Source organism: Pseudomonas sessilinigenes (assembly GCF_003850565.1).
GTDB lineage: Bacteria > Pseudomonadota > Gammaproteobacteria > Pseudomonadales > Pseudomonadaceae > Aquipseudomonas > Aquipseudomonas sessilinigenes.
In genome coordinates this window covers 3,734,371-3,759,330 of the sequence record NZ_CP027706.1, presented here as the reverse complement: position 1 = coordinate 3,759,330, position 24,960 = coordinate 3,734,371, and the positions used below count along the sequence as shown (strand labels likewise).

Here is a 24,960-nt window from a genome sequence, read left to right as displayed (position 1 = left end):
AAGCCAAGGCCGACTAGCCGCTTGTGCCTGCCCCTCGTAACGCCGGCTTCACGAGGGCTACACGGTCGCGCGGGAGCACGCTCCCTCGCCGCCACCAGCCATCAGCAGCCAGTCAGGCCCTGGGGCGCCCGTTCCTCGGCGAAGAACCAGGGCCGCAACCGCACCCCCACGCCATTGCCGATGAAGGCCGCCACCAGCCACAACCAGCCGTGCAGGCTGCCGGAGGCGATGCCACTGAAATAGGCGCCGATGTTGCAGCCATAGGCCAGGCGCGAACCGTAGCCCAGCAGCAAGCCGCCGATCACCGCCGCCACCAGGGACCGGGTGGGAATCTTCAGGCTCGGGGCGAAGCGTCCCGCCAGGCCCGCCGCCAGCAAGGCCCCCAGAACGATGCCGATGTCCATGACGCTGGTGATGTCTTGCCATACCGGGGCCGCCAGGGCCTTGGCATTCGCCGCGCCTTGCCAGAACACCCACTGGCTGACATCCAGGCCCAGCCCACTCGCGAGCTTGGCCCCCCACAAGGCGAATGCCGAAGTGATGCCCCACGGCCGCCCGGCCAGGGCCAGGGTGGCGAAGTTCAGCAGAGCCAGGGCCACCGCGCCCCAGACCAGCGGCCAAGGGCCACGCAGCAAACGCCGCCAGCCCTGGTGCGTACTGCCGACCGGCGCTTCGAGGCTGCCATGGCGGCGCTTTTCCAGGACCTGGGTCAGCACTGCGATCAGGGCGAACAGGCACAGGCTCAGGCCCAGGGCCGGGCCCACGCCGAAGCTCTGGACGATGGAGATCGGCGGCAGCGAAGGCAGGGCGAACCACCAGTCCACATGATGGGTGGCGATCAGCGAGCCGCAGATGAAGAACGCCAGGGTCACCAGCATCCGCGCGTTGCCGCCACCGACGGTGAACAGGGTGCCGGATGCGCAACCGCCACCCAGTTGCATGCCGATGCCGAAGATAAAGGCACCGAAGATCACCGATACCCCGGCCGGCGCCACCAGGCCGGTCACCGGCTGGCCGAACAGCGTGCCGGCCCCCAGGGCCGGGAAGAACAGCAGCACCGCCAGCGCCAGCATCACCATTTGCGCCCGCAGGCCCGCGCCGCGCCGGTCGCGGATGAACACCCGCCAGGCCGAGGTGAAGCCGAACGCTGCGTGGTAGAGGGTCAGGCCCAGGGCCGCCCCCAGGAGCAACAGCAATACCTGGCGCGCACCCACTTGGGCCTGCAGGAACAAGGCGCCGACGACCAGGAGCAGCAAGGCGAACAGAGGAGCGCCGAACTTGCGTTCGGGCGCCACGGAGAGGGACTGGCTCATAGGGGGTCTCGAAAGGGAAATGCCCGGAAGTATACCCGTCAAACCCGCCAGGCCTGGCGCAGCCGCGCCATGGCCGAACGAATGTCGGCCTCCGGCACCGCAGCGAACCCCAGCACCAGGCCGGCCCGCTGGTCCTCGGGCGTCACGCTGTCCGGCAACCAGTAACGGCTCAGGGCGCTGACCTCGACATCGACACTGGCGGCCTGGGCGAGCAGTTCCTGTTCCCGGGCCAGGCTGGCGACGCTTACCGTCAGGTGCAGCCCCGCCGTCACCCCGGGCAGCGGCCCGACTCCGTCGATGGCCGCCGGCCAGGCTTCGAGCAGGGTATTGCGCCGGCTCAGGGCCGCGCGCCGCATGCGCCGGATATGCCGCTGGAAATGCCCGGCGGCCATGAACTCGGCCATCACCGCTTGGGTACTGACTTCCGAATGGCGCATTTCCACCGCCCGCAGCCGCACGCAGTCCTGTACCAGGTGAGGTGGCAACACCAGGTAACCCAGGCGCAGCGCCGGAAAGGCCACCTTGCCGAAGGTGCCGACATAGATCACCCGGCCCTGGCGATCCAGCGCCGCCAGGGGGGCCAGGGGCGCACCGCTGTAGCGGTACTCGCCGTCGTAGTCGTCCTCGACCACCCAGCCCTGGGTCCGCTCGGCCCAGGCCAGCAATTCCAGGCGCCGGGCCAGGCTCATGACCACCCCCGTGGGGTACTGGTGGGCCGGCGTGACATAGGCCACGCGGCAATTCTGCAACTGTGCCAGCTGGCGGCAATCGATGCCCTCCTGGTCCACCGCTATACCATGCAGTTGTGCACCGGCCATGGCGAAGGCGTGGCCGGCGGCGCGGTAGCCCGGGTTTTCCACAGCCACGGGGTCGCCGGGCTCCACCAGCAGTTGTGCACAAAGGCTGATGCCCTGCTGTGCGCCGCTGGTGATCACAATTTGTTCAGCCGTGCATTGCAGGCCCCGGGTGCTGCGCAGGTAGGCGGCGATCATGCTGCGCAGGCGCGCCTCTCCGGCCGAGTCGCCGTAGCACAGGTGCCGCAGGTCCGGTTTGCGCCAGAAAGCCGCATTCAGCTTGGCCCAGACCTCGAACGGGAACAGGTCGAAGGCGGGCACGCCAACTCGAAAGGCTCGGGGCGGACCGCTGGGATGGGTGCTCAAATGGTGCTTTTGCAGGCGCTGCAAAGTGCTGTTGGAGGCCAGCTTACTGGATGTAACCACAGGTAAATCGACGGATTTTGTGGATAAGTCTGTGGGTAAGCCTGTTGAAAAGCCTGTGGATACTTTTGTGGATAATTTCTTGCCCGAGGATCGGGTTTCCGGCAACTGGCTCACATAGGTGCCATCACCCACCCGCGCCTCGATGAAGCCCTCGGCATACAACTGGTCGTAGGCCCGCACCACACTGTTGCGGGAGATCCCCAGGGCCCCCGCCAGGTCGCGGCTGGCGGGCAAGCGCGTACCGCCGGCCAGGCGCCCGTCCAGCACCCGCAGGCGCAGGGCCTGGTAGAGCTGGCGACTGAGACCCTGGCGACGATCCAGGGCAATACCGGCAGGGTTGAAAGACAGCGGAGGCAAGGCACTGTTCATCGGCGTGCACCCAGGAAATTGGACCTATGAAATAGAGCAAAAGTGGCTCTTACCACGAACCATTAGCCTGCCTAGGATGCAGCCAATCGCCAAGGATTTTCCACATGTACCTACCTCGCGCTTTCGCTGACCATGACCTCTCCCGCCTGCACCAGGTGATCCATGACGGCCGCCTGGCCACCCTGGTGACCTGTGGTGCCCAGGGCCTGCAGGCCAGCCACCTGCCGCTGCTGCTGGAGGCCGGCCAAGGGGCCAATGGCACCCTCTACGGCCACCTGGCCAAGGCCAACCCGCAATGCGCGGAACTGGCCGCCGGTGCCGAGGCGCTGGTGATCTTCGAGGGCGGCGATGCCTACGTCAGCCCGTCGTTCTATCCGAGCAAGGCCGAACACGGCAAGGTGGTGCCGACCTGGAACTACGTGGCGGTGCATGCCTACGGCCAGGCCGAGGTGTTCCACGACCCGCAGCGCCTGCTCAAGCTGGTCGGGGCCCTTACCGAGCGTCACGAAGCTGGCCGCCAGCAACCCTGGAAGGTCGAGGATGCCCCCGCCGACTACATCGACGGCATGCTCAAGGCCATCGTCGGTTTCGCCCTGCCGATCCAGCGCCTGGAGGGCAAGCGCAAGCTCAGCCAGAACCGTGACGCCCGGGACATGGCCGGGGTCCGCGAGGGCCTGGCGACCAGCACCGACCTGCGTGACCAACAGCTGTCCCACCTGATGCGCTAATACTTCAACAATCAAGGAGCCTTCATGAGCCAGATCCAGATCCGCCCCGTCACCGCCGCCGACCACGCCGCCTGGCTGCCCCTGTGGCAGGCCTACCTGCGGTTCTACGAGACCGAACTGGCGGATGCCGTGACCCAGAGCACCTGGCAGCGCTTGCTGGATACCAGCGAGCCGACCCATGCCGCCCTGGCCTGGGATGGCGAACACGCCGTGGGCCTGGTGCATTTCATTTACCATCGCTCCAACTGGAGCATCGAGAACGCCTGCTACCTGCAAGACTTGTTGGTGGCCCCGCAACAGCGCGGCACCGGAGTCGGTCGCAAGCTGATCGAGTTCGTCTACACCCAGGCCAAGCAGGACGGCTGCGCCAAGGTCCACTGGCTGACCCACGAAACCAACGCCACGGCCATCCAGCTCTACGAGCGCATCGCCGAACGCCCAGGCTTCATCCAGTTCCGCAAACCTCTGTGAACCTGCCCAGGAGCCATTGAATGTCGACTTCCCTCACCGATTGGCAAGGCGCCCCTGCCCCTTCGGCCACCCTCTTGCAAGGGCGCTTCATCCGCCTGGAGAAACTCGACCCGGCGCGCCATGGCGATGAGCTGTTCCAGGCCCTTCAAGGCCCGGACGCCGACCCCGTGCTCTGGGACTTCCTGCCCTACGGCCCCTACCCCGAGCGCCCGGCCTTCGACGCCTGGCTGGCAGGCCATGAACGCAGCAGCGACCCGTACTTCTTCACCGTGATCGATCTCGCCACAGGCCAGGCCCAGGGTGTACTCAGCCTGATGTCCATCGTCCCGGCCCACGGCCGCATCGAGATCGGCCACGTGACCTTCGGCGCACCGATGCAGCGCTCGCCCAAGAGCACCGAGGCGGTGTACTTGCTGGCCCAGGAGGCCTTCGCCATGGGTTACCGGCGCCTGGAATGGAAGTGCAACAACGCCAACGCCCGCTCGCGCTATGCGGCCGAGCGCCTGGGCTTCAGTTTCGAGGGCGTGTTCCGCCAGCACATGGTGGCCAAGGGGCAGAACCGCGACACCGCCTGGTTCTCGATCCTGGACTCGGAATGGCCGGCCATCGCCAAGGGTTTCGAGCAGTGGCTGGGCGATGCCAACCAGGGCCCGCACGGGCAGTTGAGGAGTCTGGCGCAGTGCCGGGAGCAGATCCCGGGGCAATGAACGGTACCCGCCGCGCCCCATGCGCAGCGGGTGTCCTCAATCGCCTGGCAGGGCTCGGGCGCGACTGGCTCGCTGCACCTTCACCACTCCCATCTGCATGCCGAAGGGCCTGAACACCGCGTTCATCGACTTGAGGGTCGGGTTGCCGTCGCCATGCTCGATGTGCACCAGGGTCCGCAAGGAAATCCGGCACATCTTGGCGAACTGGCTCTGGTGCAGCCCGGTGACCTCGGTGCGCAGGCGTCGTACCGCATCACCGAGCGGCAAGCGACCGGTGGCCAGCTCCTGCTGGATGTCGTCGATCAATCCAGCGCGTTCGTCCAGGGCTGTACTCATCGCAATCCCCACTCTTGCAGGCGTCGGTCCAGGTGACGCAGGTGGACACCTGGATGGTTCATGGTGGCCGCCGGCAGGCCTCCGGCATCGAGCAGGTCCGGGAGGGCGCGCAGGCGCTCGGCATCCTCGCGCAGGTGCGCCAGGGCCAACTCAGGATCGAGCAACGGCCGCAGGCTGGCACAGACCAGGCGCCAGTCCACCTCGCCGGCCACTTCCATTCGTCCGGGCCACTTGGTGGCACGGGCAATTCCCGCGGTATCCATCACCATGGGGGCCAGGTCATGGATCGGGGCCAGGCGCACACCGTCTTCATCGCGGATCACCGCGATATTGCGCCCATGATTATGGGGATTGCCGAGGATCTTGTTGATCAGCTCCCGGCGCAGGTAGTCGGCCACCAGCTCGGGAATCGAGGCCTCCTGCCCCGCCGCTCGCCACAGCTCGGCAAGGGTCCCCAGCACTTCGGTATGGCGCATGCCCTGGTCGTAGCCCACCAACCCTGCCAGCGAATAGATCGACTCCAGCGCCAAGCGCTCGACGCCTGCCGGGCCGACACGACGGTCGAAACGCGGCAACCACAAGCTGGGCACGTGTCCCTCCTCCAGGGCCAGGCCGGCCGCAGGAACGGTCTCGATGTCCAACTGCTGCAAGGCGCGGTAGTAGTGGAACTCGCTCCTGAGGATGTCACAGTCGTTCTGGGCGGCCCGGTTACGAGGGAACTTAACCAGCCAGTGCTGGGCTGCAGCGGCGTCCTCCAGCAGTGCATCGGGATACAGCAAGCCGGCCCGGTTCTGTGTCAGCAACAGCTTGGGCGCCTCGCCACCGGCGCCCCTGGCTGCGCCCTGCTCATGCATGTACTCGACGAAACGTTGGTCGCCGGCCACCACCGCCTCCCGGCAAAACCCTTGCAAGGGCCGCCCGGCCAAACCGACCAGGGATTCCTTGATGCGCAGATGACCGATGGGAGCGGCGGTCGCCCGAGCCAACAGGAACAGCTCGGCAGCGACGCCCGCAGGGCACTCGCGACCGATATGGCCGAGCAAGAAACGCCGGGCATCGCCGGCCGGGGCTATGTCATAGAGAAATGCCGGAGCCCGGGATTCGCGTATCGGCTCCCAGCCCAAGGGCAGCGACCCACTGACCGAGCAGGCCAACGGACTGGCGACCGACTCCAGGTTATCCACCAGATACTGCCGCACATAACCGAAGCTGCACGGGCTGTTGAAGCCCTCCTCGGGCTTGTCGAAGCAAAGGGTCATGGCGTCGGTCCATGCCCCCGAACGGTAGAGTTGCAGCGTCAGCCGATACATCTTATTACCTGCAATTTAATGCACTCCGATCATACTGATCAGCACAAATATGCATTTTAATGCAGATATATAACAATAATCGAGAATAGATCTGTATTTAAATACACTTACTAAATTCGCCGAAAGCGCCCGGAAATACAGCGGATTTCATGACGACCCCTCGACCAGACCGAGAGCCGTAGCCCCGAATGACAGGCAAAAAAAAGGGAGGCCGTAGCCTCCCCGAGGTAAAGCGTTACAGATGAAGGCCGTGGATCAGCCTTCGATCTCGATCAGGATCTCGCCCGGGTTGACCCGGTCGCCCTTGGCCACGTGGATGGCCACGACCTTGCCGGCGATGGCCGCCTGGACTTCGGTCTCCATCTTCATGGCTTCGGTGATCAGCACGGCCTGGCCGGCCTTGACCACGTCGCCTTCCTTGACCAGTACATCGACGATATTGCCCGGCATGGTGGTGCTGACATGGCCGGGTGCAGAGGCTTGCTTGCGCTTGCTGCTGCCGCCGCCGACGAACTCGTTGAGGGGCTCGAACACCACTTCTTCCGGCATGCCGTCGATGGACAGGTAGAAGTGGCGCTTGCCTTCGGCCTTGACGCCGACACCGGTGATGTCGACGCGGTAGGTCTCGCCGTGGACGTCGATGACGAATTCGGTCGGCACGCCCTCGCCGCCCGGCTTGCTGACGCCACCGGCCTCGGGGATCGGCAACAGGACTTCCGGCACCAGGGTCCCGGCTTCACGTTCCTCGAGGAACTTGCGGCCGATGTCCGGGAACATCGCATAGGTCAGCACGTCTTCCTCGGACTTGGCCAATGCGCCGATCTCACCGCGCAGCTTGGTCATTTCCGGCTTCAGCAGGTCGGCCGGGCGCACGTCGATCACTTCTTCGCTGCCGATGGCCTGGCGCCGCAGCTTCTCGTCGACCTCACCCGGGGCCTTGCCGTACCCGCCTTGCAGGTAGAGCTTCACTTCGTTGGTGATGGTCTTGTAGCGCTCGCCGGCCAGTACGTTGAAGAACGCCTGGGTGCCGACGATCTGCGAAGTCGGGGTCACCAGCGGCGGGTAGCCCAGGTCGTGACGCACCCGCGGGATCTCCGCCAGCACTTCGTTCATGCGGTTGAGGGCGCCCTGCTCCTTGAGCTGGTTGGCCAGGTTGGAAATCATCCCGCCCGGCACCTGGTTGACCTGCACCCGGGTGTCCACCGCGGTGAATTCACTTTCGAACTGGTGGTACTTCTTGCGCACGGCGTAGAAGTACAGGCCGATCTCCTGCAACAGCTCCAGGTCCAGGCCGGTGTCGAACTCACTGCCCTTGAGGGCCGCGACCATGGACTCGGTGCCCGGGTGGCTGGTGCCCCAGGCGAAGCTGGAGATGGCGGTGTCGATATGATCGGCGCCATTTTCCACGGCCTTGAGCTGGCACATGGCGGCCAGGCCGGCGGTGTCGTGGGAATGGATGAACACCGGCAGCGACTGCTCGGCCTTCAGCGCCTTGACCAGCTCGCCAGTGGCGAACGGCGTCAGCAGGCCAGCCATGTCCTTGATCGCCACCGAGTCGCAACCCATGGCTTCCATCTGCTTGGCCTGGGCCACGAAGGCCTCGATGGTGTGCACCGGGCTGGTGGTGTAGGCGATGGTGCCCTGGGCGTGCTTGCCGGCGGCCTTCACCGCTTCGATGGCCACGCGCAGGTTACGCACGTCGTTCATGGCGTCGAAGATACGGAACACGTCGATGCCGTTGACCGCGGCCTTGGCCACGAAGGCCTTGACCACGTCGTCGCTGTAGTGGCGGTAGCCCAGCAGGTTCTGGCCGCGCAGGAGCATTTGCAGGCGAGTGTTGGGCAGTGCCGCACGCAGCTGGCGCAGGCGCTCCCACGGGTCTTCCTTGAGGAAGCGCACGCAGGCGTCGAAAGTCGCGCCGCCCCAGACCTCCAGCGACCAGTAGCCGACTTTGTCGAGCTTGTCGCAGATCGGCAGCATGTCTTCGGTGCGCATGCGGGTAGCCAGCAAGGACTGGTGGGCGTCACGCAGGATGGTGTCGGTAACAAAGATCTTCTTGGACATTCTTATCTCCTCTTAGCGACAAGCTTCAGGCTGCAAGCTCCAAGACAAAGCCGGTCTGCTTTGTCCTGTCGCTTGTGGCTCGCAGCTTGCGGCTGCATTCATAGGCCTGCGTGGGCGGCGATGGCGGCGGCGATGGCCAGGGCCAGCTCTTCGGGTTTGCGCTTGATCGAGTAGTTGGTCAGTTCCGGGTGGCTTTCGACGAAGCTGGTATTGAACTGCCCGCTACGGAATTCCGGATTGCGCAGGATTTCCTGGTAGTACGCCGCGGTGGTCTTCACCCCCTGCAGGCGCATGTCGTCCAGGGCTCGCAGGCCGCGGTCCATGGCTTCTTCCCAGGTCAGCGCCCAAACCACCAGCTTCAGGCACATGGAGTCGTAGAACGGCGGAATGGTGTAGCCGGTGTAGATCGCCGTGTCGGTGCGCACGCCCGGGCCGCCGGGGGCGTAGTAACGGGTGATCTTGCCGAAGCTGGGCAGGAAGTTGTTCTTCGGGTCTTCGGCGTTGATCCGGAACTGCAACGCGTAGCCACGGTGATGGATGTCTTCCTGCTTGACCGAAAGCGGCAGGCCCGAGGCGATGCGGATCTGCTCGCGGACGATGTCGATGCCGGTGATTTCCTCGGTGATGGTGTGTTCCACCTGCACCCGGGTGTTCATCTCCATGAAGTACACCTCGCCATCGGCGAGCAGGAACTCCACGGTGCCGGCGTTCTCGTAGTTCACCGCCTTGGCCGCACGCACCGCCAGGTCGCCGATGTAGGCGCGCTGCTCGGGGGTCAGCTGCGGGCTCGGGGCGATCTCGATGAGTTTCTGGTTGCGGCGCTGGATCGAGCAGTCGCGCTCGAACAGGTGGACCACGTTGCCGAAGCTGTCACCGAGGATCTGTGCCTCGATGTGCTTGGGATTGACGATGCATTTTTCCAGGAACACTTCCGCCGAACCGAAGGCCTTGGTGGCCTCGGAGATCACCCGGGGGAAGTTCTGTTCCAGTTCCTCGCGGCTGTTGCAGCGACGGATACCACGGCCGCCACCGCCGGAGGTGGCCTTGAGCATCACCGGATAACCGATGCGGTCGCCTTCACGCAGGGCTTCGTGGATGTCGGCGACGTTACCCTCGGTGCCCGGGGTCACCGGCACGCCAGCCTTGATCATGCTGCGGCGGGCTTCGGTCTTGTCGCCCATGCGGCGGATCACTTCCGCGGCCGGGCCTATGAATTTGATTCCACGTTCGGCGCAGATGTCCGCCAGTTCGGCGTTCTCCGAAAGAAAGCCATAGCCGGGATGCAAGGCATCGCAGCCGGTTTCCACCGCCAGGTTCACCAGCTTGCGTGGATTGAGGTAACCGGCCAGCGGTTCGGCACCGATGCTGTGGGCTTCATCCGCGCGCTTGACGTGCAGCGCATGGCGGTCGGCATCGGAGAAGATCGCCACCGAACGGATGCCCATCTCGGCGCAGGCACGCACGATTCGTACGGCAATCTCACCACGGTTGGCAATCAGGATCTTTTTTATCACTTGGAGTTTCCCTTGAGCCGTTGAAACAAACGACCCGCTAGACCGAGTCGGCGCGTGACCAAATGTTTCAAGTCAGTCGCAGCGACACACTAGCTCCGCGAAGGGATTAACAAAAATCAATAATTATTGGGACAACCATAAGTAAAGACTTATAGTTTTGCCTCCAGCCCCGGTGCGAGCCCTTGAAGCATGCGTAAATCCTTGATGCGCCTGACATTGCGCCAGCTGCAGATCTTCAACGAAGTCTGCGATCTACGCTCCTACAGCCGGGCCGCCGAGGAAATGTCCCTGACCCAGCCGGCGGTCAGCCTGCAGATCCGCCAGCTCGAGGAGCTGATCGGCCAGCCGCTGTTCGACTATGTCGGCAAGAAGCTCTACATGACCGAAGCCGCCGAAGCCCTGCAACGGGCCAGCCGGGACATCTTCGGGCGCCTGGAGAACCTCGACATGCAGCTCTCCGACATGCAGGGTTCGCTGCAAGGCCAGCTCAAGCTGGCCGTGGAGTCCAGCGCCAAGTACTTCGTGCCGCACCTGTTCGCCGCCTTCAAGCGCCAGCACCCGGAAGTCCACCTGCAGCTGACCGTGGTCAACCGCGCCCAGGTGATCCGCCGCCTTTCCGACAACCGCGACGACCTGGTGATCATGTCCATGGTGCCCCAGGACATGGAGCTGGAATTCCTGCCATTCCTGAACAACCCGATCGTCGCCGTGGCGCCCCCGGACCACCCCCTGAGCCATATGGGAGCCCTGCGCTTGCAAGACCTGGAGCCCTACACCCTGGTACTGCGCGAACAGGGCTCCGGCACTCGCCTGGCCTGCGAGGAGTACTTCAAGGAGAAGCGCGTGCACTTCACCCAGATCCTCGAAGTGTCGTCGGCAGAAGCGCAACGCGAGTGCGTCCGGGCAGGCCTGGGCGTGGCCTTGTTGACGCGCCACGCCCTGAACCTTGAGTTGGCGACCGGCGGCTTGATCGAATTGCCGGTCGAAGAGCTGCCATTGCTTCGCAGCTGGTGCCTGGTGCAGGCCAAAGCCAAACGCCTGTCACCGGTAGCGCATGCGTTCCTGGGGTTTATCCGCAGCGAACGGGTGCAGATCAGCGGGCTGGTTGGGCGGTTTGACGGGAAGCTGCCGGAGCGGCCTGCCAGTAATTGACGGCATCCTGCTCGGGGTAGTCGTTGATTTCCTGTTGCAGGCGACGCAGTTCGAAGCGGTGCTCGATCGCACGGCGAAATTCCATGCGGCGTTGGTCTTCCTGCTGACGACGGGTCTTGACTGCGCTGCTGCTCTCTTCGTAAGGCCGGGCCATTTCGAGTCTCCCAATGCGAGTACGGAGGCTTCACGATGCGCCAAGCCGATGACAGTTGTACGTCACTGGGGTAACAGAACGATGAAGCTTGCGGCGCCCGACGAGCGGCGCCGCCCAGGCTCAAACGGCCTGTTGCGACTCTTGCCGGTAACGTTCCGGACTCAGGGCCTGCAGGATGAGTTTCTTGTGGGCCTCCGGTAACCGGTAGTACGCATGCAAGTGCGGGTTCAGCTGGAAGTACAGCTGGCGACCACCGAACAGCGTTTGTGCGTACAGGTGTTCATCACGCAGGACTTCATAGGGCGTGGCGGTGTGCATGCTCAACACCGAGCGTGCCCTGTCCTTGCTCTTGATCGCCTTGCAGATCAGCTTGCCGAACTGGGCCTCATCGCCCTTCTCCCCAAGCAGCTGGAAGAACGCTCCCATGAATCCGTCGAGCTTCTTCAACGGGTTGCAGTAGATCTCCCGGGAAATTCGCGCCAGTTCCAACATGTCCCGGTTGAACTCCTTGATCGAGGCAAACACCGCTCGCACCGGGGCGGGCCATTCAGGCTGTTCATTGAATGGGGTAAAAACCGTCGGCCAGGCCACATGCAATTCAGCGATCTGCGGCTCCGATTCGATCCTGTAGCTGATCAGAGGGTTCTGGTACCCGGGCGCCATGGGCGTTTCCTGCATCACTTCCAGCGCGATGGCATAGGACGCGGAATAGAACCCCAGATGCCCCAACTGCTGTTTTTCCGCGTACGGCAAGACGCTCCGATAAAGTTCCAGGGCCCGCGTTGTCTCGCCCTCCTCCAGGGTCAGGGCGGCCCGTGCCTGCACTCCAAAGGCCGCAAACAGTGGGTAGTCCGAATGCCGCTCCAGCCTGGCGAACGCCTGCTCGATCACCACGGGGTCCCTGGGGTCCTCATCGGAGGCCAGCATAAGCTGGTAGAGGGGTTCAAACTCCTCGATCGACCTGGCGGCGACTTGTTGTGAAAAGGTAGCGAATATGTACTCAAAGTAGGGGTTTTGATCGGCACTGGACAGGCGGGAAGCGATGACTCCATCGAACAGTCTGAGATGCGCAATCAGCAACCGATCCTGCTTCCGACGCCCGTAGACGGCTTCGTAGTGATGACGAAAACGCTCTATCAAAGTGCTCTTCGAATCGACCTGGGCAGCGCTGTACATCTCGGAAAAACGATTGAGCGCAGTCGCCGCACGGTACGCACCGCCAATGGTGTCCAGCAGTTCCTGCTGCTGCGCCGCAGTCAGCTTGCTGGATGAAATCTCCGCCCCGAGGCTCTCGATCTCGGCGTTGATCGTGGAGAGTTTCTTATGGGATTTATCGCTGGTCTTATCCAGGGCATAGAAAAAATCCGGAGCTTCGACCGTGGCTGGAACCAGGCTTTTTACGTAGGCCTTCAGGGAAGAAGCCTTCAGGTCGCCAGCCCCGTGGCTGACCAGCAGGACGTGGAAATGATAGAGCGTCGTGCGCGGGGAAAGCTTGCCGTTTAACCGATGCAGAAGGACCGCCAGCTGCGGTAGTACCCAGGTATCCAGGAATTGGGCGATCCCCGTTGGGTAATCCTGGCAAGTGATGATCGGACGTGATTTCAGTATCGAGAAGATATGCTCGTATTGGTTCAGATAGTGCTGGAGCCTGGCGGTCAGCACCTGGTCATCCTGTACCAGATACCTGAGCAAATCCGGTAGCAAACCCCGCTTCACGCCATTCAATTCCCGGTAGTACAGGTGCTGCCGGCCTTCATAGGACCGAAGCTCGGAAAGGCCATTGGCAGTGGCAGTCACCAGCCCCGCCCCACGGCATAGCGTCTCGAAGACCTGTGCATACGTTGGAATCCTGACCATCTACCACTGCTCCCTGAAAAGTGGACATCGCCTCCGCGTATTTCCGGTAAATCGGAAAAGCCGCGCTCCCTATTATCGCCCTCGCAGCACTGAGCTGGACCAACCCATCCCTGTTTCCTTTTGGAGAGCACCGCCATGGCCACCCCCGACCACGAAAAAGCCCTCGACGCAGTATCTGCCGGGCAATCCACGATCTTCAGCCTGGACAAAGACGACGCCCTGGCCACCCTCACCGCCAATGGCGACCAGGAGCCAGTCCCTATGGCTGCGGCCGACCCTGATGACGTCGACGAAGTCATCGACGAAATCGTCGAGCAACAGGATCTGCTGGAAAGAATCCATACCAACCTGAGCGCCAAGCAGCGGCGCATCGACGACCTGTCGGACGACGACACTGACTACGAAGGTTATGGCGAAGAGCTGGTACGGCTGGAGGAGGCCAGCGAGCAATTGCTGGCGGCGCAACAACTGCTGGACTTCCAGCCAGACAATGCGGCCCTGAGCCAGGCCCGCAGCCTCAGCGAAAATGCGGCAGGGACCCTGGCGGAAGTGAAACCGGACGATCTCGACGACCAGGACGATGCCTCGTTGCCCTAGGCGGGATGCTGTCAGCTCAGTCGTCCAGGGCTTTGACCGCCTTGGGCGACAGGCGCAGGCTGCGCAAGCTGCGCTTCACGCTCTTGAGGTGGTTGACCAGGCTCGGGCCGCGGGCCATCGCCACGCCCATGGCCAGGACGTCGATCACCACCAGGTGGGCGATGCGCGAGGTCAGCGGGGTATAGATCTCGGTGTCCTCGTGCACGTCGATGGCCAGGTTGACCGTGGACAATTCGGCCAGCGGCGTCTGGCTCGGGCACAGGGTGATCAGGTTGGCGCCGCTTTCACGCACCAGGTTGGCGGTGATCAGCAGATCCTTGGAGCGCCCGGACTGGGAGATGCAGATCGCGACGTCCGAGGGTTTGAGGGTGACCGCCGACATGGCCTGCATGTGCGGGTCGGAATACGCCGCCGCCGTCAGCAGCAGGCGGAAGAACTTGTGCTGGGCGTCCGCCGCCACGGCGCCGGAAGCGCCAAAGCCGTAGAACTCCACGCGCTGGGCCTGGGACATGAGGGTGACGGCACGCTGCAACTCCACCGGGTCGAGCTTCTCGCGAACCTCCATCAGAGTGTGCAGGGTGGTGTCGAAGATCTTCAGGCTGTAGTCGGCGACCGAATCGTCTTCATGGATCGCGAACTGGCCAAAGCTGGCACCGGCGGCAAGGCTCTGCGCCAGCTTGAGCTTCAGGTCCTGGAACCCCGAGCAGCCGATGGCCCGGCAGAAGCGCACGATGGTCGGCTCGCTGATACCCACACTATGAGCCAGGTCCGCCATGGAGCTGTGCATTACGGCCGCAGGATCGAGGAGCACGTGATCGGCGACCTTGAGTTCCGATTTGCGTAACAGATGACGTGACTGGGCGATGTGCTGCAACAGGTTCAAGGGCTGGGACTCATTGTTATCGGCAGGTGCCGGGAGATGTAGCAAGCTTGTAGTTATACTACATGAATTGGCTTTTTGCCTGCTCAATGCATCAGGAAGTTGCCTGGCTACCCCCCATATTCAGCCGGGTACGCTGCATGTAGCCGTTTTGGCGGGGAATGCCGGCACTAGCGCGACTGGGCCTGCAACAGCAACGCAAGGCCCTGGGCGTCCACCGGGCGGCTGATCAGGTAGCCCTGCACTTCGTCACACTGTTCGGCCCGCAGGAAGGCCAACTGGGCCGGTTCCTCGACCCCCTCCGCCACCACCTTCAAGGACAAGCCGTGGGCCATGGCAATGATCGCCCGGGTAATGGCCGCATCTTCACCGCCCTCTGCCAGGCCACGGATGAAGGCCTGGTCGATCTTCACGTAGTCCACCGGGATGCGCTTGAGGTAGCTCAGGGAGGAATAGCCCGTGCCAAAGTCGTCGATCGCCAGCTTGACCCCCAGGTCACGCAGTTGCTGGAAGGTCGCGATGATGTGCTCGACACTGTCGAGCAACTGGCTTTCGGTCAGCTCCAGTTCGAGCAGGTGCGGCTCCAGCCCGGTTTCCTCCAGCACCTGGCGCACCAGGCTCACCAGCTTGCCCTGGCGCAACTGGTACACCGAGAGGTTCACCGAGACCCGGATCGGCTCCAGCCCCTGGCGCTGCCACTGGCAGGCCTGGCGACAAGCCTGGCGCAGCACGAACTCGCCGATGGGGCCGATCAGCCCGGTCTCCTCGGCCAGCCCGATGAAGTCCCCTGGTGGTACCCGTCCCAGGATCGGGTGCTCCCAACGCACCAGGGCCTCGGCGGCATTGAGTCGCCCCGTAGCCAGGCACAGCTTGGGCTGATAGAACACCATCAGCTGGTCATCCTCGATGGCCTTGCGCAACTGGTTCTCCAGTTGCAGGCGCTCCAGGGTGCTGGCTTGCAAACTCTCGGTATAGAACTGGAAGTTGTTGCCCCCCAAATGCTTGGCATGGGCCATGGCCATGTTCGCCTGGCTGACCAGGGCGGCGATCTCCCGGGCGCTGTCCGGCAGCATGCTGATGCCCATGGAGGCGCTGACCACCAGTTCATGGCCCTCTACGGTGATTGGCAGGCGCAACTTGCTCAGCAACCGCGTGGCGACGCGGGTCAGGCTCGACAGGCTGCCGTAGGCGTCGAACAGCACAGCAAACTCATCCCCGGACAAACGGGCGATGGTGTCGGCCTCCGGTAGGGCGTTGACCAGGCGGCGGGCCATTTTCTGCAGCAGTTGGTCGGCCACCTCATGGCCCAGGCTGTCATTGAGCAGCTTGAAGCGATCCAGGTTGATGTGCAGCAGGGCCAGGCTACGTCCACCCTGGCGCACCCGCTGGTGGGCTTCGCGCAAGCGTTCGCGAAACAGCGAGCGGTTGGCCAGCCCGGTGAGCTCGTCATAGTGCGTGAGGTAGCGCATGCGCTCCTCGGACTCCCTTCGAGCCGAAAGATCGGCGAAGAAACCCACGATATGGCGGACTTTCCCCCGCCTGTCACGCACCACGTTCAGTTGCAGCCACTGCGGATAGAGCTCGCCGTTCTTGCGGGTTTCCACCAGCTCGCCCTGCCAGCTGCCGTGCTGTTCCAGGGCCTGGTGGATCAAGGGGTAATGGCGCCGGGCATCGCGGCTGCAGGGCAACTCCACCACGTTGCAGCCGAGCATGTCCTCGATCTGGAAGCCGGTGACCTGGCTGAATGCCTGGTTGGCCGCGATCAGCACGTAATCGGGGTCGAGGATGACGATGCCCTCGCTGGCCGCCTCGAACACGGTAGCCGCCAGGTTGCGTTGTACCTCCAGTTCCTTGTCGGCACTGATATCGCGACGCGTGCCGGCCATGCGCAGGACCCGGCCGTCGGGGCTGCGCTCCACGGCCCGCCCGCGATCCTCGATCCATACCCAGTGGCCGGCACCATGCAGCACTCGGTACTCCACCTGGTAATCCTCGCTGCGCCCCTTCAAATGCTCCACCAGGGCGCGCCTCAGCGTGGGCAGGTCCTCCGGGTGCAGGCGCGGCTTCAGGTGGCTGAGCATCGCCGTGACCCCTTCCGGCTCCAGGCCGAACAGCTCCTTGATCTGGGTGTGATGGACTTCATCGGTCTGCAGGTTCCAGTCCCACAACCCCAGCTCACTGGCATTGAGCGCCAGGGCCAGGCGCGCCTCGCTCTTGCTCAGGGCCTGGTTGGCGGCGTCCAGCTCCAGGCTGCGCTGGACCACTCGCTGCTCCAGCCCGGCCTGGGCCTCGCGCAGTTGCTCCTCGGCACGCCGGCGCTGCTCCACCTCCCGGGCCAGTTCGCGATTGAGTTGCCCGCTGCGACTTTGGGCATCCTGCAAGTGCTCGATCAGCGCCTGGTTCTGGAAACGCCGTAGCAGGCCGCGTTGGATCAGGCGATTGACCTGCCAGGCCACAACACTCAATGAGGCCAGCAAGATCAACCCCAGCCAGCCCCAGCCGCGCTGCTGTTCATCGCCGCCCCAGAACAGGTAGGCGATCGCTGGCAACAGGCAAGGAAGGGTGAATGACAAGAAGGCCTTCAGGCTGACGGCATAGGCCACGCTGGCGGAAAGGATCGCCGCGCCAATCAAACCGAAGACCCAGGACTGCTGCAGGAAGCTGTCGGTGGGCACCAGGGCAATGCCTGCACAGGCCAGGGTCAAGCCACTGACCGTGGACCCCAGCAGGAACATGCGCAGCCAGACCGGTTGTGCCTGCCGGCTGGGAATCGCCGAATCGAAGGCTGCCACCTGGATCACGCGCAAGGCCACCAGGGCCAGCAACCAGACCATCCACACGCTGAGCAGCAGATAACGCGAGGGGCTCCAGAGCAGCCAGGTACAGACCAGGCCGTTGAGCAGCATGAACAGCGTCGGCAACAACGACCCTTGATACAGCAGGCGCGTACGCTCCACTGCAATCTCGACGGCATAGTGCTGGCGGATGACCCGGGGCTCCATGAAAGGCCCCGACAGGTCGGAAATAGGTGTCATAGGCAGTGTTCTTATAATGGTTGAGCCTGAAACGTCGCCGGAGCATACACAAGCAAAGGCGCGAGCCAAACTGCCCCAAGTCATAAAATCGATAAAACAAATCCTCGCAAGATCGCTCTGCAAAGCGTCCAGGCGAGAAGCGCCAATGGCTGCGGCTCGTGACCAGCCAGTCGTCCCTCACGGTTGTTTTATCGGCTAATGCAAAGCCGGGTTTGCCCGGGGTGGCGCGCGCCCCTAGAATGCGCCGATGCGCGATGATCTCTCCCTCCTGTTGAATTCCCTCAACGACGCCCAACGCCAGGCCGTAGCGGCCTCCCTGGGTCGTCAGTTGGTCCTGGCCGGCGCTGGTTCCGGCAAAACCCGTGTGCTGGTGCACCGTATCGCCTGGCTGATCCAGGTCGAGAACGCCTCGCCCCACTCGATCCTGTCGGTGACCTTCACCAACAAGGCGGCGGCCGAGATGCGCCACCGTATCGAGCAATTGCTGGGCATCAACCCCGCGGGCATGTGGGTCGGCACCTTCCACGGCCTGGCCCACCGCCTGCTGCGGGCCCACTGGCAGGAAGCCGGCCTGAGCCAGACCTTCCAGATCCTCGACAGCGACGACCAGCAACGCCTGGTCAAGCGGGTGATCCGCGAGCTGGGCCTGGATGAACAGCGCTGGCCGGCCCGCCAGGCCCAGTGGTTCATCAACGGCCAGAAAGACGAGGGCCTGCGCCCGCAGCACATCCAGGCCAGTGGCGACCTGTTCCTGGCCACCATGCGCAGCATCTACGAAGCCTACGAGGCCGCCTGCCAGCGTGCGGGAGTCATCGACTTCTCCGAGCTGCTGCTGCGCGCCCTGGACCTGTGGCGCGACCATCCGGGCTTGCTGGCGCACTACCAGAAGCGTTTTCGCCATGTGCTGGTGGACGAGTTCCAGGACACCAACGCCGTGCAGTACGCCTGGTTGCGACTGCTGGCCAAGGGTGGCGAAAGCCTGATGGTGGTGGGCGACGATGACCAGTCGATCTACGGCTGGCGCGGGGCGAAGATCGAGAACATCCACCAGTACTCCGACGACTTCCCGGACACCGAAGTGATCCGCCTGGAGCAGAACTACCGCTCCACCGCCGGCATCCTCAAGGCCGCCAACGCCCTGATCGCCAACAATACCGGGCGCCTGGGCAAGGAACTGTGGACCGACGGCGGCGATGGCGAGGCCATCAACCTGTATGCCGCCTTCAACGAACACGATGAAGCCCGCTACGTGGTGGAAACCATCGAGAGCGCGCTCAAGACCGGCCTGGCCCGCAGCGATATCGCCATTCTCTACCGCTCCAACGCCCAGTCCCGGGTGCTGGAGGAAGCCTTGCTGCGCGAACGCATCCCGTACCGCATCTATGGCGGCCAGCGCTTCTTCGAGCGCGCCGAGATCAAGAACGCCATGGCCTACCTGCGCCTGCTGGAAGGCCGCGGCAACGACGCAGCGCTGGAGCGAGTGATCAACGTCCCGGCCCGGGGCATCGGCGAAAAGACCGTCGAGGCGATCCGCGAGCATGCCCGCCACAGCGATGTGTCGATGTGGGAAGCCATGCGCCAACTGGTGGCCAATAAAGGCCTGACCGGTCGTGCGGCCGGTGCCCTTGGCGCGTTCATCGAGCTGATCGAGAACCTGGCGGCCAAGACCCTGGACATGCCCCTGCACCTGATGACCCAGACGGTGATCGAGCAGTCGGGGCTGATTGCCTATCACGAAGCGGAAAAAGGCGAGAAAGGCCAGGCCCGGGTGGAAAACCTCGAGGAACTGGTCAGCGCTGCGCGCAACTTCGAGAACACCGAGGAAGACGAGGACCTGACGCCCCTGGCGGCCTTCCTCGGCCATGCTTCCCTGGAAGCCGGCGATGCCCAGGCCGACGAGCACGAAGACAGCATCCAGCTGATGACCCTGCACAGCGCCAAGGGCCTGGAATTCCCCTATGTGTTCCTGGTGGGCATGGAAGAAGGCCTGTTCCCCCACAAGATGAGCCTGGAAGAGCCGGGCCGCCTGGAGGAAGAACGCCGCCTGGCCTATGTCGGTATCACCCGGGCCATGCAGAACCTGGTCATGACCTACGCCGAAACCCGTCGCCTGTACGGCAGTGAAACCTACAACAAGGTGTCGCGTTTCGTACGTGAAGTGCCCAAGGGGCTGATCCAGGAAGTACGCCTGTCCAACAGCGTCAGCCGGCCTTTCGGTGGTGGCCAGTCCCAGAGCACCAGCAGCCTGTTCAGCGGCAGCGCCATCCCGGACACCGGCCTGAGCCTTGGCCAGGCCGTGCGCCACTCGGTGTTCGGCGACGGCGTGATCCTCAACTTCGAGGGCGCCGGAGCCCAGGCCCGGGTCCAGGTCAACTTCAGCGAAGGCAGCAAATGGCTGATGCTTGGCTACGCCAAGCTGGAAGCCATCTAATCTCCCAGCAGCAGCCGGCTTGTCGGTGAAGGCGCCCCTGCCCTTCATCGGCAAGCCGGGCCCAAACCGCCAAAAGGAAGCACGAGCATGGGTTCAGGCTTTTTTTCGTCGTGGACATTCTGGGCGTTACTGTCGGCAATTTTCGCCGCATTGACGGCGATCTTCGGCAAAGTCGGCATCGAGAACGTCAATTCCGACTTCGCCACCCTGTTGCGAACAGGGGTGGTGCTGGTGAGCCTGGCCTTGATTTTGTACGCAACGGGCCAATATCAGTCCCTGGAATCGATTTCTACCAAGAGCTACCTGTTCCTGCTGCTGTCCGGGCTGGCCACAGGGGCTTCCTGGCTGTGCTACTACCGCGCCCTCAAGCTGGGCCCCGCCTCGCTGGTGGCGCCGGTGGACAAGCTCAGCGTGGTGTTCGTCGCGATCATCGGCGTGACACTGCTAGGGGAGAAACTCGACCTGCGGCAATGGGGCGGGATCGGCCTGATCACTGCCGGCGTGGTAGTGCTGGCACTACGGCGCTGAAGGTCCTGGAAGGAAACCAAAGCGGCTTCCCCCAGGCAAAACCACATCGGCGAGCATGATTTCAGATGGGACTGAACCAGGCCTGTCAGGCAAAAGCCCGAAACATTATGCCGCTCGCCACTGACACGTCACCTGTGCAATATGGCGCGCGTGCCATCCACAAATGGGAATACCCTTTATGAAACGTTTTCTTAGCATCGCCATGGCGCTGTGCATCGGCTTGACGATGAGCCTCGACGCCAATGCCAAGCGCTTCGGTGGCGGCAAAAGCGCCGGCGCTGCCCCGACCCACCAGGCTCGCCAGGCGGCACCCACCGCTCCGGGCGCTCCTGCCGCTGCCGCCACTGCTGGTGCAGCCGGTGCCGCGGGTGCAGCAGCCAAGGCCGGCGGTGCTTCGCGCTGGCTCGGCCCCCTGGCCGGTATCGCCGCAGGCGGCCTGCTGGCCTCCATGTTCATGGGCGGCGGCTTCCAGGGCATGCAGATCTTCGACATCCTGATCATGGCGGTCATCGCGTTCGTGATCTTCCGCTTCATTGCCGCTCGTCGCCGCAAGCAACAGGAGCAATTCGCTCCGGCCGGCCACGCCCCCATGCAACGCGAAGCCTTCCAGCCCCAGGCACCGGCTGGCGGTTCGATCTTCGGCGGCTCCGCAGCCCCTGCTGCCCGCCCTGTGATCAACGCTCCGGCCTGGTTCAACGAAGAACGCTTCATCGAAGCGGCGCGCAACCACTTCCAGTCCCTGCAGCAACACTGGGACGCCAATGAAATGGACAAGATCGCCGAGTTCGTGACCCCGCAGATGCTGCAATTCCTCAAGCAGGAACGTGCCGACCTGGGCGACGGCTTCCAGTCGACCTACATCGACAACCTGCAAGTGCAGCTCGAAGGCGTGGACGATCGTGCCGACAAGACCATCGCCACCCTGACCTTCAGCGGTGTTTCGAAGACCTCGCGCTTCGACCAGGGCGAAGTGTTCAGCGAAAGCTGGAACATGGAACGCGCCCCGGGCGACAACCAGCCTTGGCTGGTGGCAGGTATCCGCCAGAACGGCTGATTCATTCTGCTGTCACAGCTGTAATGCAAAAACCCCGACTCAGGTCGGGGTTTTGCATTTCACGATTGCACTTATAGCGAGCTACTGTATAAACCGCCGTCAACCAAACGTGCCATAGAGCTAAGAGGACCCAGGCCGTGGAAGAAGTCATCGAACAACTCCGAGAAGCCAACGAACCGGTGCCCGTTCCCCTGGAACTGCCGGACGAAGACCTGCTGGTGGAAATCGAGGAACAACTGTTCATCAATATCCCGTTCGTCTTCAAAGAGTTCCTGTTGACGGTCAGCGATGTGGTCTACGGCAGCCTGGAACCGGTAACCGTTACCGACCCGCAATCCCATACCTACCTTCCAGAAGTGGCGGCGACCGCCTGGGACATGGGCGTGCCTCGGGAATTGATTCCGATCTGCCAGGATGGCGACGACTACTACTGCGTAGAAGAAGACGGCACCGTAGTGCTGTGGTCCGGCGAAGAAGAGCTGATCACCGAGGACTCCTGGGAATCGGTGTGGCACTGGGCGAGGGATGTCTGGCTGGAAAGCTGAGGCGACCAGGCCGCGACCTTCCCGGTCGCGGCGTCGGAGCATTCGCCAGTACCCTGCTGGCGATCGACAAACTCAGTGCCCACCACCGTCCTTGCTCTGGTCGAAAGTCTCGATCAACGCCACCTGCATCCGTGTATGTACGCGAATGAACCAGCGCCACAGCACCGCAGCCACGGCCGCGGCCACCACGGCCACCAGTACCAGCAGCTCCAGGGTCGGCAGGATGCTTGCCGACAACGCCGCCAACAGCAGGAAAATAACCAGCAACGACAGGATCGGGATCACCTCGGCGATCACTCGTCGCACCCGCTGGGTATGACGCCCCGCCATTTCCGCCTTGACCCCCATCTCTGCCAACAGCATCGACAGTGCCTTGAGCTTGCGATAGGCGGCGATCAGGAACGGCAGCGACAACAGCAAGGCCCCACCCCAGATCAGCGCCTTTTGCCGGCCTGGGTCGCTGATCCAATCTTGTAGATAAACGCCAATACGCCCGGAGAAATAGCTGCCGGAAAAGAAGATCGCCACCACCAGGGCCAGGTTCACCCCTACCTGCAGCAGGATCTTGCGGATCATCGACGCCAACAGCGCGCCCTCGCCCTGGGGCTGAATACTGCGCAACCACTCGCCGTACATTCCCAGCACCCGACTCAGCCGCTTGGGCAGCACCGCCGACAGCTTCAACGACAGCGGGTCGGCGGCCTTGATCAGGTAGGGGGTGAGCAAGGTGGTAATGGCCGAAACCGCCACCGCCACGGGATAGAGGAAGTCGCTGGTGACCTGCAAGGTCATGCCAAGGGCGGCGATGATGAATGAAAACTCGCCAATCTGTGACAGCCCCATCCCTACTCGCAACGATGTACGTCCATCGTTACCCGCGATGAAGGCGCCCATCCCGCAGGACAACATCTTGCCCAATACCACCGCCACGGTGATCACCGCGATTGGCCAGGCGTACTGGAGGAGAATCTGCGGATCGATCATCAGGCCGATGGCCACGAAGAAAATGGCGCTGAACAGGTCGCGAACCGGTTCGATCAAGCGTTCGATCTTCAGCAACTGACGGGACTCGGCCATGATCGCGCCGATCAGGAACGCCCCCAGCACCATGCTGTACTCCAGGCGTACCACCAGCAGGCAGAATCCGAAGCACAGGCCCAGCACGGTGATCAGCAGCATCTCGTTGCTGTCGAACTTCGCCACGTAGGCCAGCAGGCGCGGTACCAGCAGGATGCCGATCACCAGCGCCACGATCATGAACAGTGAAAGCTTGCCTACCGTGGAAAACACCTCGCCGGAACTCACCGTGCCGCTGACCGCGATGCTCGATAGCAGGGCGATGATGCCGATCCCCAGGATGTCCTCGACGATCAGCACGCCGAAGATCAGCTGGGCGAAGCGTTCGTTCTTCATCTTCAGGTCGTTGAGCGCCTTGACGATGATCGTGGTGGAAGAGATGGCCAGGATCGCCCCGAGGAACAGCGAATCCATGGTGCTCCAGTCGAACCAGCGGCCGATCTCGTAGCCGATCCAGATCATCAGGACGATTTCCAGGAACGCCGCGATGAACGCTGTGGCGCCCACCTTGAACAGCTTGCGCAGGCTGAACTCCAGCCCCAGGCAGAACATCAGGAAGATGACCCCGAGCTCGGCCAGGGTCTTGATGGTCTGCTCGTCGTGGATCAGCCCGAAAGGCGGGGTATGGGGCCCGATGATGAAGCCCGCGGCGATATAGCCCAGCACCACCGGCTGCTTGAATCGATGGAAGAGAACGGTCACCACACCCGCGACCAGCATGATCACGGCCAGGTCCTGAATGAAACTGATGGCATGCATGACCTAGGTTCTCCTTGAATGTTGGACGGGGGCCATCCTCGGGGAGAGCGTTTGAAAAGCCGCCTGCACTGGCGTCAGTCGCTGCCTTGTCAGAGATCCCTGAAAAAGAAAGGTCCGAGCGGTCGAAAGAAAGTGCTCTACAAGAGCGATGAAAAACCCCTGGAACGGGTGTTTTGCAGGGTAACACTGCGACTTCCAGGCGGAAGGCAGTGCAATATATGGAAACAGATCCACCGGAGCGTGACGGCGCGGCACAGACCGGCGTCCCGTTATCGATGGTTTGAAAAGTCTTTGGACCCAGCACCCGCAGAGGTGCTCCAGCAACCCCTGCCCTGACCCGTGAGCGTGCTATGGAACCCGGAAACGCCCAACTGTCGATGACAGTACTGATGACCCCCGACATGGCCAACTTCTCTGGCAATGTCCACGGTGGCACCCTGCTCAAGTACCTCGACGAAGTCGCCTATGCCTGCGCCAGCCGCTATGCCGGTCGCTACGTGGTGACCCTGTCGGTGGACCAGGTGATCTTCCGCGAGCCGGTGCATGTCGGCGAGCTGGTGACCTTCCTGGCCTCGGTCAACTACACCGGCAACACCTCCATGGAGGTGGGTATCAAGGTGGTGACCGAGAATATCCAGGAGCGCTCCGTGCGCCATACCAATAGCTGCTTCTTCACCATGGTGGCGATGGACGATCAGCGCAAACCGGCCCCGGTTCCGCCGCTGCAACCGGAAACCGCCGATGGCAAGCGCCGCTATATCCAGGCCCAGCAGCGCCGGCAGATCCGCCAGGAGCTGGAAAAGCGCTACCGGGAAATCAAGGCCGACGGCCCTTGAGTCCAAGGCTGGCAACCTGATCC

The 24,960-nt window shown here is 63.2% G+C and carries 21 protein-coding genes; 10 read left to right on the top strand and 11 right to left on the bottom strand.

What is annotated here, in order from left to right:
- Positions 1-101: 101 nt before the first annotated feature.
- Both C4K39_RS17330 and pdxR read right to left on the bottom strand, forming a co-directional pair.
- A complete protein-coding gene (locus C4K39_RS17330) occupies positions 102-1,313 on the bottom strand; it encodes a YeeE/YedE family protein (protein ID WP_068578420.1) in 1,212 nt (403 codons plus the stop codon).
- A 38-nt stretch (positions 1,314-1,351) separates the two neighbouring features.
- Entirely contained in the window at positions 1,352-2,902 is a 1,551-nt protein-coding gene (gene pdxR / locus C4K39_RS17325; protein ID WP_124347061.1) for a MocR-like pyridoxine biosynthesis transcription factor PdxR, read from the bottom strand.
- Between the two features lie 104 nt (positions 2,903-3,006).
- Here pdxR and C4K39_RS17320 point away from each other — a divergent pair, with 104 nt between their 5' ends.
- From C4K39_RS17320 to C4K39_RS17310, 3 genes are read left to right on the top strand one after another with little or no spacing between them, the layout of a single operon-like run.
- Complete coding sequence (locus C4K39_RS17320; RefSeq protein ID WP_124347060.1) at positions 3,007-3,630, top strand: FMN-binding negative transcriptional regulator; 624 nt, start codon at positions 3,007-3,009, stop codon at positions 3,628-3,630.
- 24 nt (positions 3,631-3,654) lie between these two features.
- On the top strand, positions 3,655-4,101 hold the full coding sequence (locus C4K39_RS17315; RefSeq protein WP_124347059.1) for a GNAT family N-acetyltransferase: 447 nt from the start codon (positions 3,655-3,657) through the stop codon (positions 4,099-4,101).
- A gap of 20 nt (positions 4,102-4,121) precedes the next feature.
- The gene (locus C4K39_RS17310) at positions 4,122-4,808 is read left to right on the top strand and encodes a GNAT family N-acetyltransferase (protein WP_124347058.1); all 687 of its coding nucleotides are present in this window, start codon (positions 4,122-4,124) and stop codon (positions 4,806-4,808) included.
- A 36-nt stretch (positions 4,809-4,844) separates the two neighbouring features.
- On the opposite strand, the gene C4K39_RS17305 is transcribed toward C4K39_RS17310, so the two are convergent.
- The 4 genes from C4K39_RS17305 to C4K39_RS17290 all read right to left on the bottom strand — a co-directional run bounded on the left by C4K39_RS17305 (position 4,845) and on the right by C4K39_RS17290 (position 10,032).
- Positions 4,845-5,144 carry a helix-turn-helix domain-containing protein gene (locus C4K39_RS17305; RefSeq protein ID WP_124347057.1) on the bottom strand — a complete coding sequence of 100 codons (300 nt, stop codon included), beginning with the start codon at positions 5,142-5,144 and terminating at the stop codon, positions 4,845-4,847.
- Positions 5,141-6,403, bottom strand: a complete 1,263-nt coding sequence (locus C4K39_RS17300) for a HipA domain-containing protein (RefSeq protein ID WP_124348371.1) — start codon at positions 6,401-6,403, stop codon at positions 5,141-5,143. Before C4K39_RS17300 ends, C4K39_RS17305 begins: the two co-directional genes overlap by 4 nt.
- A 306-nt stretch (positions 6,404-6,709) precedes the next feature.
- Positions 6,710-8,518: a sodium-extruding oxaloacetate decarboxylase subunit alpha gene (oadA, locus tag C4K39_RS17295; RefSeq protein WP_022641939.1), complete on the bottom strand. Its 1,809-nt coding sequence runs from the start codon at positions 8,516-8,518 to the stop codon at positions 6,710-6,712.
- A gap of 98 nt (positions 8,519-8,616) precedes the next feature.
- A complete protein-coding gene (locus C4K39_RS17290; RefSeq protein ID WP_068578407.1) occupies positions 8,617-10,032 on the bottom strand; it encodes an acetyl-CoA carboxylase biotin carboxylase subunit in 1,416 nt (471 codons plus the stop codon).
- A gap of 189 nt (positions 10,033-10,221) precedes the next feature.
- Between C4K39_RS17290 and C4K39_RS17285 the strand changes: the two genes are divergently transcribed.
- A complete protein-coding gene (locus tag C4K39_RS17285) occupies positions 10,222-11,184 on the top strand; it encodes a LysR family transcriptional regulator (RefSeq protein WP_068578405.1) in 963 nt (320 codons plus the stop codon).
- Here the strand turns inward: C4K39_RS17285 and C4K39_RS17280 are convergent.
- Together C4K39_RS17280 and C4K39_RS17275 are read right to left on the bottom strand one after the other, a co-directional pair.
- Positions 11,126-11,338, bottom strand: a complete 213-nt coding sequence (locus C4K39_RS17280; protein WP_068578403.1) for a PA3496 family putative envelope integrity protein — start codon at positions 11,336-11,338, stop codon at positions 11,126-11,128. The genes C4K39_RS17285 and C4K39_RS17280 overlap by 59 nt on opposite strands.
- A gap of 120 nt (positions 11,339-11,458) precedes the next feature.
- Complete coding sequence (locus C4K39_RS17275; RefSeq protein ID WP_124347056.1) at positions 11,459-13,195, bottom strand: hypothetical protein; 1,737 nt, start codon at positions 13,193-13,195, stop codon at positions 11,459-11,461.
- Positions 13,196-13,330: 135 nt separating this feature from the next.
- Between C4K39_RS17275 and C4K39_RS17270 the strand changes: the two genes are divergently transcribed.
- The gene (locus tag C4K39_RS17270) at positions 13,331-13,792 is read left to right on the top strand and encodes a hypothetical protein (RefSeq protein ID WP_124347055.1); all 462 of its coding nucleotides are present in this window, start codon (positions 13,331-13,333) and stop codon (positions 13,790-13,792) included.
- Positions 13,793-13,808: 16 nt separating this feature from the next.
- On the opposite strand, the gene hexR is transcribed toward C4K39_RS17270, so the two are convergent.
- Positions 13,809-14,675: a transcriptional regulator HexR gene (gene hexR, locus C4K39_RS17265; RefSeq protein ID WP_068578401.1), complete on the bottom strand. Its 867-nt coding sequence runs from the start codon at positions 14,673-14,675 to the stop codon at positions 13,809-13,811.
- Positions 14,676-14,842: 167 nt separating this feature from the next.
- Entirely contained in the window at positions 14,843-17,707 is a 2,865-nt protein-coding gene (locus tag C4K39_RS17260; protein ID WP_124347054.1) for an EAL domain-containing protein, read from the bottom strand.
- A 247-nt stretch (positions 17,708-17,954) separates the two neighbouring features.
- Between C4K39_RS17260 and uvrD the strand changes: the two genes are divergently transcribed.
- The 4 genes from uvrD to C4K39_RS17240 all read left to right on the top strand — a co-directional run bounded on the left by uvrD (position 17,955) and on the right by C4K39_RS17240 (position 22,265).
- The gene (gene uvrD / locus C4K39_RS17255) at positions 17,955-20,138 is read left to right on the top strand and encodes a DNA helicase II (RefSeq protein ID WP_124347053.1); all 2,184 of its coding nucleotides are present in this window, start codon (positions 17,955-17,957) and stop codon (positions 20,136-20,138) included.
- 87 nt (positions 20,139-20,225) lie between these two features.
- The gene (locus C4K39_RS17250) at positions 20,226-20,666 is read left to right on the top strand and encodes an EamA family transporter (protein WP_068578394.1); all 441 of its coding nucleotides are present in this window, start codon (positions 20,226-20,228) and stop codon (positions 20,664-20,666) included.
- Between the two features lie 178 nt (positions 20,667-20,844).
- Positions 20,845-21,720: a Tim44 domain-containing protein gene (locus C4K39_RS17245; RefSeq protein ID WP_068578391.1), complete on the top strand. Its 876-nt coding sequence runs from the start codon at positions 20,845-20,847 to the stop codon at positions 21,718-21,720.
- A 137-nt stretch (positions 21,721-21,857) separates the two neighbouring features.
- A complete protein-coding gene (locus C4K39_RS17240; protein ID WP_068578389.1) occupies positions 21,858-22,265 on the top strand; it encodes an SMI1/KNR4 family protein in 408 nt (135 codons plus the stop codon).
- Between the two features lie 72 nt (positions 22,266-22,337).
- Here the strand turns inward: C4K39_RS17240 and C4K39_RS17235 are convergent, their stop codons facing one another.
- Positions 22,338-24,101, bottom strand: coding sequence for a cation:proton antiporter (locus C4K39_RS17235; protein ID WP_068578387.1), 1,764 nt, complete (start codon positions 24,099-24,101; stop codon positions 22,338-22,340).
- Positions 24,102-24,451: 350 nt separating this feature from the next.
- Here C4K39_RS17235 and C4K39_RS17230 point away from each other — a divergent pair, with 350 nt between their 5' ends.
- Positions 24,452-24,937, top strand: a complete 486-nt coding sequence (locus C4K39_RS17230) for an acyl-CoA thioesterase (protein ID WP_068578385.1) — start codon at positions 24,452-24,454, stop codon at positions 24,935-24,937.
- Positions 24,938-24,960 lie beyond the last annotated feature (23 nt).